This is a genomic window from Streptomyces acidiscabies (assembly GCF_020010905.1).
In the GTDB taxonomy this organism is placed as follows: Bacteria; Actinomycetota; Actinomycetes; order Streptomycetales; family Streptomycetaceae; genus Streptomyces; species Streptomyces acidiscabies.
The window spans coordinates 5,128,653-5,145,851 of sequence record NZ_JAGJBY010000001.1; the positions used below are offsets into that span (position 1 = coordinate 5,128,653).

General features: G+C 73.6%; 10 protein-coding genes. All 10 read left to right on the forward strand.

Annotated elements, in window-relative coordinates; all coding sequences use genetic code 11:
• Positions 1-41: 41 nt before the first annotated feature.
• The 10 genes from J8M50_RS23275 (at position 42) to J8M50_RS23320 (ending at position 17,151) form a co-directional block, all read left to right on the forward strand.
• Positions 42-1,010 (forward strand): zinc-binding dehydrogenase, encoded by a 969-nt coding sequence (locus J8M50_RS23275; protein ID WP_010360537.1) that lies wholly within the window; start codon positions 42-44, stop codon positions 1,008-1,010.
• A gap of 29 nt (positions 1,011-1,039) precedes the next feature.
• Complete coding sequence (locus J8M50_RS23280; protein ID WP_010360538.1) at positions 1,040-1,978, forward strand: 3-carboxyethylcatechol 2,3-dioxygenase; 939 nt, start codon at positions 1,040-1,042, stop codon at positions 1,976-1,978.
• A gap of 5 nt (positions 1,979-1,983) precedes the next feature.
• Complete coding sequence (locus J8M50_RS23285) at positions 1,984-2,763, forward strand: 2-keto-4-pentenoate hydratase (RefSeq protein ID WP_010360540.1); 780 nt, start codon at positions 1,984-1,986, stop codon at positions 2,761-2,763.
• Complete coding sequence (locus J8M50_RS23290) at positions 2,760-3,683, forward strand: acetaldehyde dehydrogenase (acetylating) (RefSeq protein WP_010360542.1); 924 nt, start codon at positions 2,760-2,762, stop codon at positions 3,681-3,683. Before J8M50_RS23285 ends, J8M50_RS23290 begins: the two co-directional genes overlap by 4 nt.
• Positions 3,680-4,687: a 4-hydroxy-2-oxovalerate aldolase gene (gene dmpG, locus J8M50_RS23295; RefSeq protein ID WP_010360543.1), complete on the forward strand. Its 1,008-nt coding sequence runs from the start codon at positions 3,680-3,682 to the stop codon at positions 4,685-4,687. The genes J8M50_RS23290 and dmpG overlap by 4 nt, the downstream gene beginning before the upstream one ends.
• A gap of 389 nt (positions 4,688-5,076) precedes the next feature.
• The gene (gene hutH, locus J8M50_RS23300; protein WP_010360544.1) at positions 5,077-6,624 is read left to right on the forward strand and encodes a histidine ammonia-lyase; all 1,548 of its coding nucleotides are present in this window, start codon (positions 5,077-5,079) and stop codon (positions 6,622-6,624) included.
• Positions 6,621-7,679: a pyridoxal phosphate-dependent aminotransferase gene (locus J8M50_RS23305; protein ID WP_010360545.1), complete on the forward strand. Its 1,059-nt coding sequence runs from the start codon at positions 6,621-6,623 to the stop codon at positions 7,677-7,679. Before hutH ends, J8M50_RS23305 begins: the two co-directional genes overlap by 4 nt.
• Complete coding sequence (locus J8M50_RS23310) at positions 7,676-8,668, forward strand: class I SAM-dependent methyltransferase (RefSeq protein WP_010360546.1); 993 nt, start codon at positions 7,676-7,678, stop codon at positions 8,666-8,668. The genes J8M50_RS23305 and J8M50_RS23310 overlap by 4 nt, the downstream gene beginning before the upstream one ends.
• A 134-nt stretch (positions 8,669-8,802) precedes the next feature.
• Complete coding sequence (locus J8M50_RS23315; RefSeq protein ID WP_010360547.1) at positions 8,803-15,828, forward strand: type I polyketide synthase; 7,026 nt, start codon at positions 8,803-8,805, stop codon at positions 15,826-15,828.
• A 522-nt stretch (positions 15,829-16,350) separates the two neighbouring features.
• Positions 16,351-17,151 (forward strand): SDR family NAD(P)-dependent oxidoreductase, encoded by an 801-nt coding sequence (locus tag J8M50_RS23320; RefSeq protein ID WP_075661961.1) that lies wholly within the window; start codon positions 16,351-16,353, stop codon positions 17,149-17,151.
• Positions 17,152-17,199: the final 48 nt, after the last annotated feature.

Below are 17,199 nucleotides of genomic sequence, written 5' to 3' on the forward strand. Positions count from 1 at the left end.
CCGACTGGGGCCGACCGCCCGGTACGGTCCACGGTGAGTACGTGCTAGCTGCAACCGCCATCTCCCAGAGCGCCACCGACCCCCTGTCGGGCCTGGTCCTGCGCGACGCCCCCGTGCCCGAACCCGCGCCCGGCTGGTCCCGGGTCCGCGTCGTGGCCTCCTCGCTCAACATGCACGACCTGTGGACCCTGCGCGGCGTGGGCCACCCGCCGGAGCGGCTCCCGATCGTCCTCGGCTGCGACGCGGCCGGGTACGACGAGGACGGCAACGAGGTCATCGTCCACCCGGTGCTCGGCGACCCGGACGCGGGGCGCGGCGACGAGACCCTCGACCCGGACCGGGCCCTGCTGTCCGAGCGGCACGACGGGGCCTTCGCCGAGTACCTGACCGTCCCGACCCGCAACCTCGTGCCGAAACCGGCCTGGCTCTCCTTCGACGAGGCCGCCTGCCTGCCCGTCGCCTGGACCACCGCCTACCGCATGCTGTTCACGCAGGCCCGCATCACCGCGGGGGACCGGGTCCTCGTGCAGGGCGCGGGCGGCGGGGTCGCCTCCGCCGCGATCCGGCTCGCCGTCGCCGCCGGGGCCGTCGTGTACGCCACGAGCCGCAGCGAGGCCAAACGCGCCGAGGCCCTCGCCTGGGGCGCCCGCGCGGCGCTCGGCACCGGCGAACGGCTCCCGGAACGGGTCGACGTCGTCATCGAGACCGTCGGCGAGGCCACCTGGTCGCACTCCCTCAAGGCGCTGCGGCCCGGCGGGACGGTCGTCATCGCGGGCGCCACGAGCGGGACGAATCCCCCCGCCGACCTCGGCCGGATCTTCTACCTCCAGCAGCGCATCCTCGGCTCCACCGGCGCCACGCGCTCCGAACTCGTCGCGATGCTGCGGATGATGGAGGCGACGGGGACCCGGCCGGTCATCGACCGCGCGCTGCCGCTCTCGGACATCCACAAGGGCTTCCAGCTCATGATCGACGGCGAACTCACCGGCAAGCTCGTCGTCCACCCCTGAGGCATCCCCCGTCAAGAGGAACCACTGTCATGACCGCTGCCGCCGTGGGGTTGTCCCACTCGCCGCTCATCGGGAAGAACGACCCGTCCCCCGACGTCCTCGTCCGCGTCGAGACGGCCGTGGAGGAAGCACGGCGCTTCATCCGGGACTTCGCCCCCGACCTCGTCGTGCTCTACGCACCCGACCACTACAACGGCTTCTTCTACAAGGAGATGCCCCCCTTCTGCCTGGCCACCGAGGCCCACGCGGTGGGCGACTTCGGCACCCAGGCGGGCCCCCTCTCGGTCGACACGGCCGCAGCGAAGGCCCTCGCCCAGGGCGTCCTGGACCGGGGCATCGACCTCACCGTCTCCGCCCGCATGACCGTCGACCACGGTTTCGCCCAGCCCCTCGAAGTCCTCTTCGATGGTATCGACCGCGTCCCCGTCGTCCCGGTCTTCGTGAACGGCGTCGCCACCCCCCTCGGCCCGGTCAGCCGTATCCGCGCCCTGGGCACGGCGATCGGCGAGGCGGCGGCCGGTCTCGACCGGCGGGTCCTGTTCCTCGCGTCCGGCGGCCTCTCCCACGACCCGCCGGTCCCCGTCCTCGACGGCGCCCCGCCCCGCGTCGCCGACGCCCTCATCGAGGGCCGCCCCCCGACACCGGAACAGCGCGAGCGGGGCGAGCAGCGCGTCGTGCAGGCGGGCCGGGACTACGCGGCCGGGTCGTCGGCGATGGTGCCGATCAACCCGGAGTGGGACAACCGGCTCCTCGATCACCTGGAGAAGGGGGAGTTGAGCGCGTTCGACGCCTGGACGGTGGCCGGGATGGCTGCCGAGGGCGGGGGGTCCGCGCACGAGGTGCGGGCCTGGATCGCGGCGTTCGCCTCGCTCGCCGCGACCGGGGGCTACGACATGACGTCCCGTTTCTACGAGCCGGTCCCCGAGTGGATCGCCGGGTTCGCCGTCGCGACGGCGCAAGGAAGGTGAGCGGTGTGACTGCGGTCCAGGAAGCTGCGGAACGACTGGCGAGAGCCACGGTGGAGGCCCGGCCCGTCGCCCCCGTGCGGGACCTCATCGGCACGGGTGACCTCGGCGCCGCGTACGCCGTGCAGCAGGAGCTGACCCGGCGGCGGCTCGCCGAGGGTGCGGTGGTCGTCGGGCGCAAGATCGGGCTGACCTCGCCCGCCGTCCAGGCCCAACTGGGCGTGGACCAGCCCGACTTCGGTGTCCTCTTCGCCGACATGGACGTCTCCGCGCTGGCCGAGGTGCCCTCGGAGCGGCTCCTCCAGCCCAAGGCGGAGGCGGAGATCGCGTTCGTCCTCAAGGCGGACGTCACCGACGCCGCGCGGGTCCGCGACGCCGTCTCCTACGCGGTCGCCGCGCTGGAGATCGTCGACAGCCGGATCGCCGACTGGGACATCTCCCTCGCGGACACGGTCGCCGACAACGCGTCCAGCGGACTGTACGTGCTGGCCGAACACCGGCTCACGCTCGACGAGTTCGAGCCCCGGGACGCGCCGATGCGGCTGTACGCCGACGACGTCCTCGTCTCCGAGGGGTCGGGCGCCGCGTGTCTGGGCGACCCGCTGAACGCGCTGGCGTGGCTGGCGCGTACGGCGCTGGAGTTCGGGGAGCCGCTGCGGGCCGGGCAGGTCGTGCTGTCGGGGGCGCTCGGGCCGATGGTGCCGGCGCCGCCGGGGACCCGGATCCGCGCGGAGGTGGGGGAGTTGGGCGAGGTGTCGGCCGTGTTCTCGGAGAAGAGGGACGTATGACCAAGGTCGCCATCATCGGCTCGGGCAACATCGGCACCGACCTGATGATCAAGATCCTGCGGCTGTCGGACAGTCTGGAAGTCGCCGCCATGGTCGGCATCGACCCGGCCTCCGACGGCCTCGCCCGCGCCGCCCGCCTCAAGGTGCCCACCACGCACGAGGGCGTGGACGGGCTGATCGCGATGCCGGGGTTCGACGAGATCGAGATCGTGTTCGACGCGACATCGGCGAAGGCGCACCTCGCCAACGCGGAGAAGCTCGCGCCGTACGGCAAGAAACTCATCGACCTGACGCCCGCCGCCATCGGCCCGTTCGTGGTGCCCCCGGTCAACCTGGAGGACCAACTCGACGCGGCCAACGTCAACATGGTCACCTGCGGCGGACAGGCCACCATCCCGATGGTCGCCGCCGTGGCCGCCGTGACCCCGGTCCACTACGGCGAGATCGTCGCGTCCATCGCGTCGAAGTCCGCCGGGCCCGGCACCCGCGCCAACATCGACGAGTTCACCGAGACGACCTCGCGCGCGATCGAGACGGTCGGCGGGGCCGCGCGCGGCAAGGCGGTCATCGTCCTCAACCCCGCCGAGCCGCCCATGATCATGCGGGACACGGTGCTGTGCCTGACCGGCGACGCCGACCACGACGCGATCCGGGCGTCCGTGAAGGAGATGGCCGAGCGCGTCGCGCAGTACGTGCCCGGCTACCGGCTCAAGCAGGAGGTGCAGTTCACCCCGGTCGCGCCCGACGAACCCGTCCACACCCTCCTCCCCGAGGACGCCGGGCCCGTCACCACCCGCGTCTCGGTGTTCCTCGAAGTCGAGGGCGCCGCCCACTACCTGCCCGCGTACGCCGGGAACCTGGACATCATGACGTCGGCCGCCCTGCGCGTCGCCGAGACGATAGCGAAGGCCGGCCGATGAGCACCGAGCTGTACATCCAGGACGTCACCCTGCGGGACGGCATGCACGCCATCCGCCACCGCATCGAGCCCGCCGACGTGGCCCGCATCGCGGGCGCCCTCGACGCGGCCGGGGTCGACGCGATCGAGGTCGCCCACGGGGACGGGCTCGCGGGCGGCTCCCTCACCTACGGGCCCGGCAGCCACACCGACTGGGAGTGGATCGAGGCCGCCGCCGACGCGATCGACAACGCTGTCCTCACCACGCTCCTCCTCCCCGGCATCGGCACCATCGCCGAACTCGAACAGGCCCACGCCCTCGGGGTGCGCTCGGTGCGCGTCGCCACGCACTGCACCGAGGCCGACATCGCCGCCCAGCACATCGCGAAGGCGCGCGAGCTGGGCATGGACGTCTCCGGGTTCCTGATGATGAGCCACATGGCCGAGGCGCCCCAACTCGCCGCGCAGGCAAAGCTCATGGAGTCCTACGGCGCCCAGTGCGTCTACGTCACCGACTCCGGCGGCCGGCTCACCCTGGACGGCGTCCGCGACCGGGTCCGCGCCTACCGCGACGTACTCGACGAGAGCACTCAGATCGGCATCCACGCCCACGAGAACCTCTCCCTCTCCGTCGCCAACAGCATCGTCGCCGTCGAGGAGGGCGTGACCCGGGTCGACGCCTCCCTCGCCGGACAGGGCGCGGGCGCCGGGAACTGCCCCATCGAGGCGTTCGTGGCGGTCGCCAACTTGCAGGACTGGAAGCACGGTTGCGACCTGTTCGCCCTCCAGGACGCCGCCGACGACCTCGTACGGCCCCTGCGCGACCGCCCGGTCCAGGTCGACCGCGAGACCCTCACCCTCGGCTACGCGGGCGCCTACTCGTCCTTCCTGCGGCACGCGGAGAACGCCGCCGGACGCTACGGGGTCGACGCCCGGACCCTGCTCCTGGAGGTCGGCCGGCGGGGCCTGGTCGGCGGCCAGGAGGACATGATCGTGGACATCGCCCTGGACCTGTCCCGGGGCTGATCGGCCACCCCGTACGCGCCCACGCTCCGCCACCGCCGTGCCACAGTGCGGCACGACCGCGTGACCGCCAAATGTTCAAGGTCTTTGCTGGGAGCAGCCCGGTAACGAGTTCTCCGACCAAAGGCGGCGGGAGATCTGATGCGGAACGTGATGTCCGACGCGCACACCACGTCGTCGACCCCCGCCACGGGCGAGAAGCCGTAGCCCGGCTCCAGTACCAGGCCCGCCCGCCCCCGCGCGGCGCGGCAGGGCCCACCACCGCCGACACGCGGCCCTCCCGCGTGCCCCCCATCGGCGGTGTCCCCCCACAACACCGGTTCGACAGGAAGGAACGTCGTGAACGGACACCCTGAGTGGGCCTCACCCCGACCGGAGCGGGCGGTGGCCCGATGAGGACCGTCACCGTCGGGACCGGCCCGGTCTCCTTCGCGGACGTCGTCGCCGTGGCCCGCGAGGGCGCGAGCGTCCGCCTCGGCGACGACGCCCTGTCGGCCCTGGAGAAGGGCCGCGCCCGGGTCGAGGAGATCCTCGTCGGACCGGACGCGGTGTACGGCGTCTCCACCGGCTTCGGGGGCCTGGCCACCGAGCGCATCCCGCCCGCGCAACGCGCCCAGCTCCAGAAGTCGCTGGTCCGCTCGCACGCGGCGGGCACCGGCCCCGAGGTCGAGCGTGAGATCGTCCGCGGCACGATGCTGCTGCGCCTGTCCACGCTCGCCACCGGCTACACCGGCATCCGCCCCGGCACCGCCGAACTCCTCGCCGCCGCCTTGTCGGCCGGCATCACCCCGGTGATCCGCGAGTACGGCTCCCTCGGCTGCTCCGGCGACCTCGCCCCGCTCGCCCAGTGCGCGCTGGCCCTGATGGGCGAGGGCGAGGTCCGCGACGCCTCCGGCACCCTCATGCCGGCCGCCGACGCGCTCGCCGCCGCCGGACTCACCCCGGTCGACCTGCGCGAGAAGGAGGGCGTGTCCCTCCTCAACGGCGTCGAGGGCATGCTCGCCCACCTCGTCCTCGCTCTCACCGACCTGGACCGCCTGCTGAAGACGATGGACATCGCCGCCGCCATGTCCGTCGAGGCACTCCTCGGCACCGACCGCGCCTTCGCCCCCGAACTGCTGTCCCTGCGCCCCCACCCGGGCCAGTCCCTCGCGGGCGCCAACATCGTCGCCCTCCTCGACGGCTCCGGCGTCCTCGCCTCCCACCGGGACCCCGCCTCCGGCTGCACCCGCGTCCAGGACGCCTACTCCCTGCGCTGCACCCCGCAGGTCCACGGCGCGGTCCGCGACACCGTCGAACACGCCGCGACCGTCGCCGGCCGGGAACTCGCCGCCGCCGTCGACAGCCCGGCCGTCCTCGACGACGGACGCGTCAGCTCCAACGGCAACTTCCACGGCGCGCCCGTCGGTTACGTCCTCGACTTCCTCGCCATCGCGATCGCGGACGCCGCCTCGATCAGCGAACGCCGTACGGACCGGTTCCTGGACGTCGCCCGCAGCAGCGGACTGCCCGGCTTCCTCGCCGACGACCCCGGCGTCGACAGCGGCTACATGATCGCCCAGTACACGCAGGCCGCGATCGTCTCCGAGCTGAAGCGGCTCGCGGCGCCCGCGTCCGTCGACTCCATCCCGACCAGCGCGATGGTCGAGGACCACGTCTCCATGGGCTGGGGCGCCGCCCGCAAGCTGCGCCGCGCCGTCGACGGCCTCACCCGGGTCGTCGCCGTGGAGATCCTCACCGCCGCCCGCGCCCTGGACCTGCGCGCCCCGCTGAAACCGTCCCCCGCGACGGGGGCGGTCGTCACGCTGCTCAGGGACCGCGGCGTACCCGGCCCAGGACCGGACCGCTATCTGGCGCCGGAGATCGAGGACGCCGTCGCCCTGGTCGCCTCCGGCGCCGTCGTCACCGCCGTCGAGTCCGTCGCGGGAGCGCTGGCGTGAGCCCGCAGACCCGGGCCCCCGCCGCCCACACCGCGACGGCCGCCCCGCTCCTGCTGCACCGCAGCGAGAACCCGTGGGGCGCGAGCCCCCGGGCCGTGGAGGCGGCCCGCGCCGAACTCCTGCGCGTCAACCGCTACCCCGACCCCAGCCACACCGCGCTCATCGACGCCCTCGCCGCGCACCACCGCACCGCCACGGACCGGATCGTCGTCGGCAACGGCCTCGACGAGGTCGTCCTCATGGTGGCCCTCGCCCTGCGCGACCTGGGGCGCGCCGTCGTCACCGAGGCCACCTTCCAGGGCTACCCCAAGTCCCTGGAGGCGATCGGTCTCACGGTCACCAGCACGCCCCTCGACCGCTACCGCGTCGACCCGGCCGCCCTGATCGCGGAGATGAAGAAGGCCCCGGCCCTCGTCTTCGTCTGCAACCCGCACAACCCCACCGGCTCCGTCCTGGACGCGGGAGCCGTGCACGACCTGTGCGACGCCGCCCGCGCCACCGGCTCGCACGTGATCTTCGACGAGGCGTACGCCGAGTTCGCCGACGACTCCTTCACCTCCGCCCTGCCCTGGGCCCGCGAACAGGGCAACGTCAGCGTCCTGCGGACCTTCTCCAAGGCGTACGGCCTGGCCTCCCTGCGCGTCGGTGCCCTCCTCGGCGACCCCGGCGTCGTCGCCCGCACCGCCGCCGTCCAGGACGCGATGCCGTTCCACGTCAACCGGCTCGCCCAGGCCGCCGCCCGCGCGGCGCTGGCCGACCAGGCGTTCCTGGAGCAGACCAGGACCCGTACGGCCACCGCTCGCATGACCCTGTGCGCCTGCCTGGACCGCCTCGGCGTCGCCCACCTGCCCTCGCAGACCAACTTCGTCACCCTCCACCTGCCGGGCACCGCTCCCGAGGTGACCCGGCAGCTCCTCGCCGACGACACCTTCGTCCGCGACACCACCGACCTCGGCATGCCCGGCTGGATCCGCGTCTCCGTCGGCACCCCCGCCGAGATCCTCACCTTCGTCCGCCGCCTCGAAGCCGCTCTCACCCAGGAGGCCATCCGATGACCACCGCAGCCCCCCTCTCCATGCGCCAGGCGTTCAACGGCACCGTCCTCGCCTCCGCCGTCACCGCCGCCGCCGAACTCGGCCTCCTCGACGTCCTCGACGAGCACCGCACCTGCGCCCTCGACGCCTTCGCCCGCGAACACGACCTGAGCCCGCGCGCGCTGCGGCTCATCGTGGACGCCCTGGAGAGCGCCGACGCGGTCGCCACCGTCGGCGACGGCGTCACCCTCGTCCCCGGCCCCCGCTTCACCGAACTCTGGGAGAACAAGGGCTACTTCGTGTGGCTCGTCAAGGGATACGCCCCGATCCTCGCCCAGGCCGACGACCTCGCCCGCACCGGACGCGGCAAGGACGCCATGCGGCTGCGCGACGGCGCCGCCATCGCCCGCGCCGGCCGCGACTACGGCCACTTCCACGTCGACCCCGTCTTCGAGAGCGTCACCGCAGGACTCGACTTCACCTGCGCCGCCGACCTCGGCTGCGGCAGCGGACGCCGGATCATCCAGCTCGCCCTGCGCCACCCCGGCAAGCGGTTCGTCGGCATCGACATCGACGCGGGCGCGATCGAGGTCGCCACCAAGGCCGTCGCCGACGCCGGACTCTCCGACCGCGTCGAGATCGTCCACGGCGACATCTCCCGCCTGGAGAAGGGCCGCCACCCCGGCGTCGACCTCGTCTTCTCCTTCTTCCTCGGCCACGACCTGTGGCCCCTGGAGGACTGCGTCGCCTCCCTCGGCCGGCTGCGCGAGGCGTTCCCCGACGTACGGCGCCTGCTGCTCAGCGACACCTACCGCTCCGACCTCAGCAACGACCCCGCCGCGCCCGTCTTCTCCCTCGGCTTCGAGTACACCCACGCCCTGATGGACCAGTACATCCCCGACACCGCCGAGTGGGAGGACGCCTTCGCCCGCTCCCCGTGGCACCTCGACGACCGCACCGGACTGGACATCCCCCACAGCTGCATCTTCCACCTGACGCCGAGGTCCTGAGCCCGGGGCCCCACGATGGACATGGCCCGGCCGCCGTCGACACGGCCGGGCCCGGTCGGTCCGGCGATGACATCGTGGTGGCCGAAACAGCGAGGGGAACCCACACCATGACCGCACCGCGAGAAGAGACACAGATGCCCGCGACACCCAGCGACCTGGTCCGACCGCTGCCCGAACTGCTGCGCGGACACGCCGAGTCGCGCGGTACGAAGGTCGCGTTCTCCGACACCCGTACGTCGCTCACCTTCGCGGACCTCGACCTGCGCACCGCGCGCCTCGGCGGCCACCTCGCCGCGCTCGGCCTGCCCAGGGGCTCCCGGGTCGCGATCCTCCTCGGCAACCGCGTGGAGATCGTGGAGAGCTACCTCGGCGTCAACCGGGCGGGCTGCGTCGGCGTCCCCGTCAACCCGCACTCCTCCGACGCCGAACTCACCCACGTCCTCACCGACAGCGACGCCCTCGCCGTCATCACCGACACCGCCCACGCCGCCCAGGTCCGCACGGCCCTGCCGCCGGGCGAGCGGCACGTGATCGTCGTCGACGAGTCGTACGAGGACCTCGTCACCCGCGACCCCGCCACCGGGCCCCGCGACGACCTCGGCCTCGACGAACCCGCGTTCCTGCTCTACACCTCCGGCACCACCGGCCTCCCCAAGGGCGTCCTGTCGACGCTGCGCGCCGTCCTGTGGAACGTCACCACCTGCTACACGCCGATCATCGAACTGTCCCCGGACGACACGATGCTGTGGCCGCTGCCGCTGTTCCACTCCCTCGGCCACAACCTGTGCGTGATGGCCGTGACCGCCGTCGGCGCCTCCGCGCACCTGGTGCCCGGCTTCTCCGCCGCCGAGGTCCTCGACGAACTGCGCGCCCGCCCCTACAGCTTCCTCGTCGGCGTGCCCACCATGTACCACAACCTCGTCCACGCGGCCGGCACCGAAGGGCTCCAACTCCCCGCGCTGCGCGTCTGCTTCGTGGCCGGCGCGGTCACCACCCCGCAGCTCGCCGCGTCGTTCGAGGCCGCCTTCGGCGTGCGGCTCACCGACAACTACGGCTGCACCGAGACCAGCGGCCCGATGGCCACCATGCGGCCGGGCGGCGAACCGCGCCCCGGCTCCTGCGGGCTGCCGCTGCCCGGACTCGACCTGCGCGTCGTCGACCCCGAGACCGGCACCGACGTGCCGACCGGCGCCGAGGGCGAGATCTGGGTCAAGTCCCCCAACGTCATGCTGGGTTACCACAACCGGCCCGACGCGACCGCCGAGGCCCTCAAGGGCGGCTGGTACCACACCGGCGACCTCGCCCGCCGCGACGACGACGGCTACCTCTACATCACCGGCCGCCGCAACAACGTCATCATCCGGGGCGGCGAGAACGTCCACCCCACCGAGATCGAGGCCGTCCTCTTCAAGGTCCCCGGCGTCCGCGAGGCCGCCGCCATCGGCGTCCCGGACGAGGAGTTCGGGCAGGTCCCGGTCGCACTGGTGGTACCGGGGCCCGACGGCGTGGACTGCGCCGACCTGTTCGCCCGCTGCCGCCGCGAACTCGCCTACTTCAAGGTGCCGGTGGAGGTGCGGGCGGTACGCGAACTGCCCAAGACCGCCACCGGGAAGGTGATCCGCAGACTGCTGCCCGACCTGCCGGGCCGCCTCCTCGGCGTCTCCGGCGTCCACGAAGGGCTCCAACTCGTCGGTACCGGCGGCGAGTTGACGTCCCTGTCGGGCACCGAACCGCTGCCGTCCCTCGCCGGCCGCGAGGTCACCGTGACCGGCGGACGGCTCGCCGACCTCATCGCCGGGCACCTGGTCGAGGGGCACGGAGCCCGGCGCGTCACCGGCGACCAGTACGACCTGGCGGTCACCGTCACCGGCACCACCGTCACCGTCGCCGGGACGACCCTGGTCCTCGCGGACGGGCTCACCGACCGCCGCGTCCTCGACGCCCTCGACGTCGCCCTCGGGCACCCCGGTGCCACCCTCGTCACCGCCGTCCGGTCCGCCGCCCCCGAACGCCTCCCCGAAAAGGCGGACCTGACCGGCACCTCCCTCGTCGACGTCATCACCCGCGAGGTCACCCACGTCCTGGGCGACCCCGTCGGCATCGAACCCGACCGCGCCCTGCGCGAGTACGGCCTCACCTCCGCCGATGCCGTCCGCCTGCGTGACCGGGTCGCCGCCGCCGTCGGCCTGCGCCTGCCCACCACCCTCGTCTTCGACCACCCCTCGGTACGGGCCATCGCCGCCTACGTACGCGGTGAACTCACCGGCTCCACCGAGACCCTGGCCCCGACTGCCGTACACGCGGCGGCCGATGACGATCCGGTCGTCCTCGTCGGGCTCGCCTGCCGCTACCCCGGCGGCGTCACCACCCCCGACGAGCTGTGGCGGCTCGTCGCCGACGAGGCCGACGCGATCTCCGGCTTCCCCGACGACCGGGGCTGGGACCTGGAGCGGCTCTTCGCCACCTCCGCCACCCGGCGCGGCGGATTCCTGCACGACGCGGCCGAGTTCGACGCCGAGTTCTTCGGGATCTCCCCGCGCGAGGCCCTTGCCACCGACCCGCAGCACCGGCTGCTCCTGGAGACCGCCTGGGAGGCGCTGGAGCGCGCCGGGGTCGATCCGACGGCACTGCGGGGCGAACGGGTCGGCGTGTACGCCGGGCTGATGCTCCACGACTACATCAGCGACATGGAGCGGGTGCCCCGGGAGCTGGAGGGCTACCTCGCCACCGGCGTGCAGGGCGGGGTCGCCTCCGGGCGGATCGCCTACACGCTGGGGCTGCGCGGCCCCGCCCTCACCGTCGACACCGCCTGCTCGTCCTCGCTGGTCGCGATGCACCTCGCCGCCCAGGCGATCCGGCGCGGGGAGTGCGACCTCGCGCTCGCCGGCGGGGTCGCCGTGATGGGAACGCCGCAAGGCTTCCTGGAGTTCAGCAAGCAGGGGGCGCTGGCCGAGGACGGGCGGTGCAAGCCGTTCGCCGCCGGGGCCGACGGCACCGGGTGGGCCGAGGGCGCCGGGATGGCCGTACTGGAGCGGCTCTCCAGCGCGCGCCGCGCCGGGCATCCCGTGCTCGCCGTGATCCGGGGCTCCGCCGTCAACCAGGACGGCGCCTCCAACGGGCTCACCGCGCCCAGCGGCACCGCCCAGCGCGAGGTGATCCGGCTCGCCCTCCAGGACGCCGGGCTCGGACCGGACGACGTCGACGCCGTCGAGGCGCACGGCACCGGGACGCGCCTCGGGGACCCCATCGAGGCCGGGGCGCTGCTCGCGACGTACGGGCAGGGGCGCAGCGCGCCGCTGTGGCTGGGCTCGCTCAAGTCCAACGTCGGGCACACGCAGGCCGCCGCCGGGGTCGGCGGAGTTATCAAGGTCGTCCAGGCCATGCGGCACCGGACCCTGCCGAAGACGCTGCACGTGGACGCGCCGACACCGCATGTCGACTGGGCGGCGGGGGACGTGCGGCTGCTGACCGAGAGCATGCCGTGGCCGGAGCGGGGGCGGCCCGCACGGGCCGCCGTGTCGTCGTTCGGGATCAGCGGCACCAACGCGCACATGATCCTGGAGGAGCCGCCGCAGGAACCCGCGCCGCAGGCCGTCCCGGAGTCGGAGGTCGTCGCCCTCACCCTGTCCGGCAAGTCGCCCGAACGCCTCCGGGACTGGGCCGCCCGGCTGCTGCCGGTCGTCGAGACCGCGTCGCCGGGGGACCTCGCGCACGCCCTCGCCGGGCGCAGTCGCTTCTCCCACCGGGCCGTCGTCGTCGGAGGTGAACTCGCCTCCGGCATACGGGCGTTGGCCTACGGGAAGTCCGCCGCGAACGTCGTCAGCGGGACGGCCGACGTGGACGGGAAAGTCGTGTTCGTGTTCCCCGGACACGGCTCCCAGTGGGTCGGCATGGCCGCCGGGCTCATGGGCGAGTCCGTGTTCGCGGAGTCGATCCTCGCCTGCGAGCGGGCCCTCGCGCCGTACGTCGACTGGTCGCTCACCGAGGTGCTCGCCGACCCCGAGCGGCTGGACCGGGTGGACGTCGTGCAGCCCGCGCTGTTCGCGGTGACGGTGTCGCTCGCCGCGCTGTGGCGGGCCCACGGGGTCGAGCCCGATGCCGTCCTCGGGCACTCCGTGGGGGAGGTGGCCGCCGCGTACGTCGCCGGGGCGCTCGACCTGGAGGAGGCCGCGCGGGTCGTCGCCGTGCGGGGGCAGGCCATCGCCGGGCTCGGCGGCGGCACCGGGATGGTCGCCGTGCCGGCGCCGCGCGAGCAGGTGGACTGGCTGGTGGAGCGGTGGCCGGACCAGTTGTGGGTGGCCGGGCTCAACGGGCCGTCCGCGACCGCCGTCGCCGGGGACGAGATCGCGCTCAAGGGGCTGCTCGCCGAGTGCGCGCTCGACGGGGTGCGGGCGCGGCGCGTGCGCATCGGGTACGCCTCGCACTCGCCCCGGATGGAGGATCTGCGGGAAGAGTTGCTGGAACAGTTGGGGTCGGTGCGGGCGGGTACGCCTTCGGTGCCGATGTACTCCACGGTCGACCTGGAGTGGGTCGGCTCCGGTGCCCTGGACGCCGAGTACTGGTACCGCAACCTCCGTGAACCCGTGCGGTTCCAGCCTGCCGTCGAGCGGCTCGCCGAGGACGGGTTCCGGGTCTTCGTCGAGTCCAGCGGGCATCCCGTGCTGACCTCCGCCGTCGAAGAGACGCTGGACGGCGTCGGCGTGAACGCCGTGGTCACCGGGACCCTGCGGCGCGACGACGGCGGCCCTGCGCGGTTCCTGTCCTCCGCCGCGGAGTTGTACGTCCGTGGCGTGGACGGAGTGCGGCTCACGCCCCCTGCCGGGCGGGCGGTCGCCCTGCCGTTGCCGACCACTCCGTTCCGGCGGCGCCGGTTCTGGCTGACGACCGGTGGGGCGGCGCGTACGAGGAGCGGGCATCCGTTGCTCGGGGCGGTCGTCGAGTCCGCGCGCAGCGGGGAGTCGGTGGCGACCAGCCGGATCTCGCCGGTCGATCTGCCGTGGCTGGCGGATCACGCGGTGAACGGGACGTGCCTGTTGCCGGGGACCGCTCTGCTGGACCTCGCGCTGCGGGCCGGAGGCGGTGGTATTGACGAGCTGATCATCGAGGCGCCGCTGGTGCTGTCGCGGCAGGGAGTGACCGAGCTTCAGGTCGTCGTGGACGGCGAGCGGCGTACGGTCGAGGTGTACTCGCGGCCGGACCAGGCGGGTGCGCGGTGGCGGCGGCATGCGCAAGGGACCCTGTGCGCAGGGGGAGTTGAGCCTTCCGGGGTCGCTGATCTGGTGCCGTCCGATGCGGTGAAGGTCCACGTGGACTACTCGGCGCTCACCTCGCTGGGGTACGAGTACGGGCCCGCCTTCCGCGGGGTACGGCGTGTGTGGCGGCGGGGTGCGGAACTCTTCGCGGAACTCCGGTTGCCGGAAGAGTCGCCGGGTGGGCTCGGCGGGGTCGGGCTGCATCCCGTTCTCGGTGACGCCGCTCTGCACGCCCTCGTGTTCACCGATGACTCGGCCGAAGGGGAGGTGCGGTTGCCGTTCGTCTGGCGTGATGTGTGGGCGGGGGAGCGGCAGGAGACCGAGGCGTACGTCCACCTGGTGCCGAGCGGGGCGTCGGACGTCGGCGTGAGCATCTTCACCGTCGCGGGGGAGCCGATGTTCCGGGGGACCCTCGGGATGCGGGCCGTCGCGCTGCGGGAGCTGACCGGGGCTGTTCCCACCGACTCCGTGTACCGGATGCGGTGGGCCGAACTCGCCGGGCCCGTCGGGGAGTCGGGCGTCGAGCCGGTCGTTTTCGCGCCGCCGGCCGGTGATGTGCGGAAGGCCGTGCTGGACACGCTGGCCCGGCTTCAGCAGTGGCTGGAGGGGGAGCAGGACGCTCCCCTCGCCGTCGTGACCCAGAGCGGGGATCTCGCCCATGCGGCGGCTCGGGGGCTGGTGCGGTCGGCTCAGGCGGAGCATCCGGGGCGGTTCGTGGTGGTGGAGACGGACGGGGACGCCCGGTCCTCGGCGCGGATCGGGGATGCGGTGGGTGCTGGGGAGCCGCATGTGCGGGTCGATGCGGGGCGGTTGCAGCGGCCGGAGTTGGCGCGGGTCGCGCCGGGTCGGGGGGAGCGGCCTTCGCTGGCGGCGGGGACCGTCCTCATCACCGGGGGGACCGGGACGCTCGGGTCGTTGCTCGCGCGGCATCTGGTGAGCGAGTACGGGGTACGGAGTCTGCTGCTGACCAGCCGTAGCGGGGGAGGGGAGGCCCTCGTCGAGGAGCTGCGCGGCTTGGGGGCGTCGGCCGTCGTGGCCGCTTGCGACGCCGCCGACCGGGAGGCGCTCGCCGGTGCGCTGAGCCTCGTACCCGCCTCGCACCCCCTCGTCGGCATCGTCCACGCGGCCGGGGTCCTCGCGGACGGGGTCGTCACCGGGATGACCGCCGACCAGGTCGAAGAGGTGCTGCGGCCCAAGGTCGACGGCGTCCTCAACCTCCACGAGCTGACCAAGGACGCCGACCTCGCCGCGTTCGTCCTGTTCTCCTCGGTCGCCGGGGTCCTCGGCAGCCCGGGGCAGGGCAACTACGCCGCCGCCAACGCGTTCCTGGACGCCTTCGCGGAACACCGCAGGGCCGAGGGGCTGCCGGTCCAGTCCCAGGCGTGGAGCTTCTGGGAGGAGATCTCCGGCATGACGTCGGCGGTCCGCGACCGGGACTTCCCGGACGGCACGCTGCCCCTGCCGACGCCGTTCGCCCTGGCCCTGTTCGACGAGGCACTGCGCCAGGACGAGGCGGCGCTGACCCTGGCGAAGTTCGACCTCGCGAAGCTGCGTACGCGGGGTGCGCCGGGCCTGCTGCGAGGGCTGGCGCCCGCGAGGCCGGCCACCGCACCGACGGTAGCCCTCCGGGACCTGCCCCCAACTGAGCGAGCGGCCCAGTTGCTGACCGAAGTCCGAGCGATCGCGGCGGAGTTGCTGGGCCACGCGGACGCGGAGGCGATCTCACTGGACCGCAGCCTGCACGAGTTTGGCCTCGACTCCCTGACAGCGGTGGAACTCCGCAACAGGCTGAGCACCCTGACGGCCCTACGCCTCCCGGCGACGCTGGTGTTCGACCACTCGGCGCTGAGGGGGCTGGCGGAACACCTGGACGGCGAGCTGACGGCTGCGATGGAGGCTGAGGTGTAGAGCGGCGGGCTGGGGGGGGGCGGGCCGGCGGCGCGGATGGGAACGGGACGCCGGGGGACGCCGGGGGACGTGGTGGGCCGGGACGGCGCGGGATGGGGGCGGAAGGGCGGTCAGCCCGGACCGCCCGTGCCGGACCGCCCGTGCCGGACCGCCCGTGCCGGACCGCCCGTGCCGGACCGCCCGTGCCGGACCGCCCGTGCCGGACCGCCCGTGCCGGACCGCCCGTGCCGGACCGCCCGTGCCGGACCGCCCGTGCCGGACCGCCCGTGCCGGACCGCCCGTGCCGGACCGCCCGTGCCGGACCGCCCGTGCCGGACCGCCCGTGCCGGACCGCCCGTGCCGGACCGCCCGTGCCGGACCGCCCGTGCCGGACCGCCCGTGCCGGACCGCCCGTGCCGGACCGCCCGTGCCGGACCCGATCCACCCCGCCGCCCCCATCCCCCCAGGCCACCCCACCCACCCCCACCAGATCCGATCATGGTCGGATTATCGGAAACGTACTTGCTTGTGCTGGAGGTTCTGATGTCGCAAAGCCCCGATCTGACCGGTCTACGGGTCCTTGTCACCGGCGCGGCCGGCGGCCTGGGGCGGGCCGTTGCCGAGGCTGTGCACGCCGCCGGGGGTGACCTTGTGCTCACCACGCGGACCCCGGAGTCGCAGGGCGTTGCCGCAGCGGGGCTTGAGCAGGGGCCCCGCGTCGTCACCGCCGTCGCCGATGTCACCAACGACGCCGAGCTCGCCGCAGCGGTGAAGCTCGCCACCGACCGGCTGGGCGGCATCGACGTGCTGGTCAACAACGCCGGTGTCCCCGGCCCCACGGGCCCCGTCTGGGAGAGCGACCCGGCGCTGTGGCAGCGCGTGATGGACGTCAACCTCGGCGGCACACTCGCGGCCTGCCGCGCGGTCATCCCCGGCATGATCGAGCGCGGCCGGGGCCGGGTCGTCACGATCTCCAGTCACGCCGGGCACACCCGCTGGCCGTACGTCAGCGCGTACTCGGTGTCGAAGGCGGCGGTCAACAAGCTCACCGAGAACCTGGCGATCGAACTCCTCCCGCACGACATCGCCGCGTTCGCCTACCACCCCGGCCTCCTGGACGTCGGCATCGGAGCCGCCCCCACGGAGGAGACCGAGAACCCCTGGCAACGCCGGGTCGACTCCTGGCTCGCGGCACAGCGCAGGGCGGGCCGCTACGCCGCGCTCCCCGACGCGCTCGGCAACCTCCTGCGCCTGATCGGCGGCGAGGCGGACGCGCTGACGGGCCGCTACCTGACGTACGAGGACGACCTCGCGGCCCTGGTCGCGGCGACGGACCCCGCGTGACCGGCGTTAAGGTGGCACCCTAAACGGATGCGTGTCCGGAACACGGGC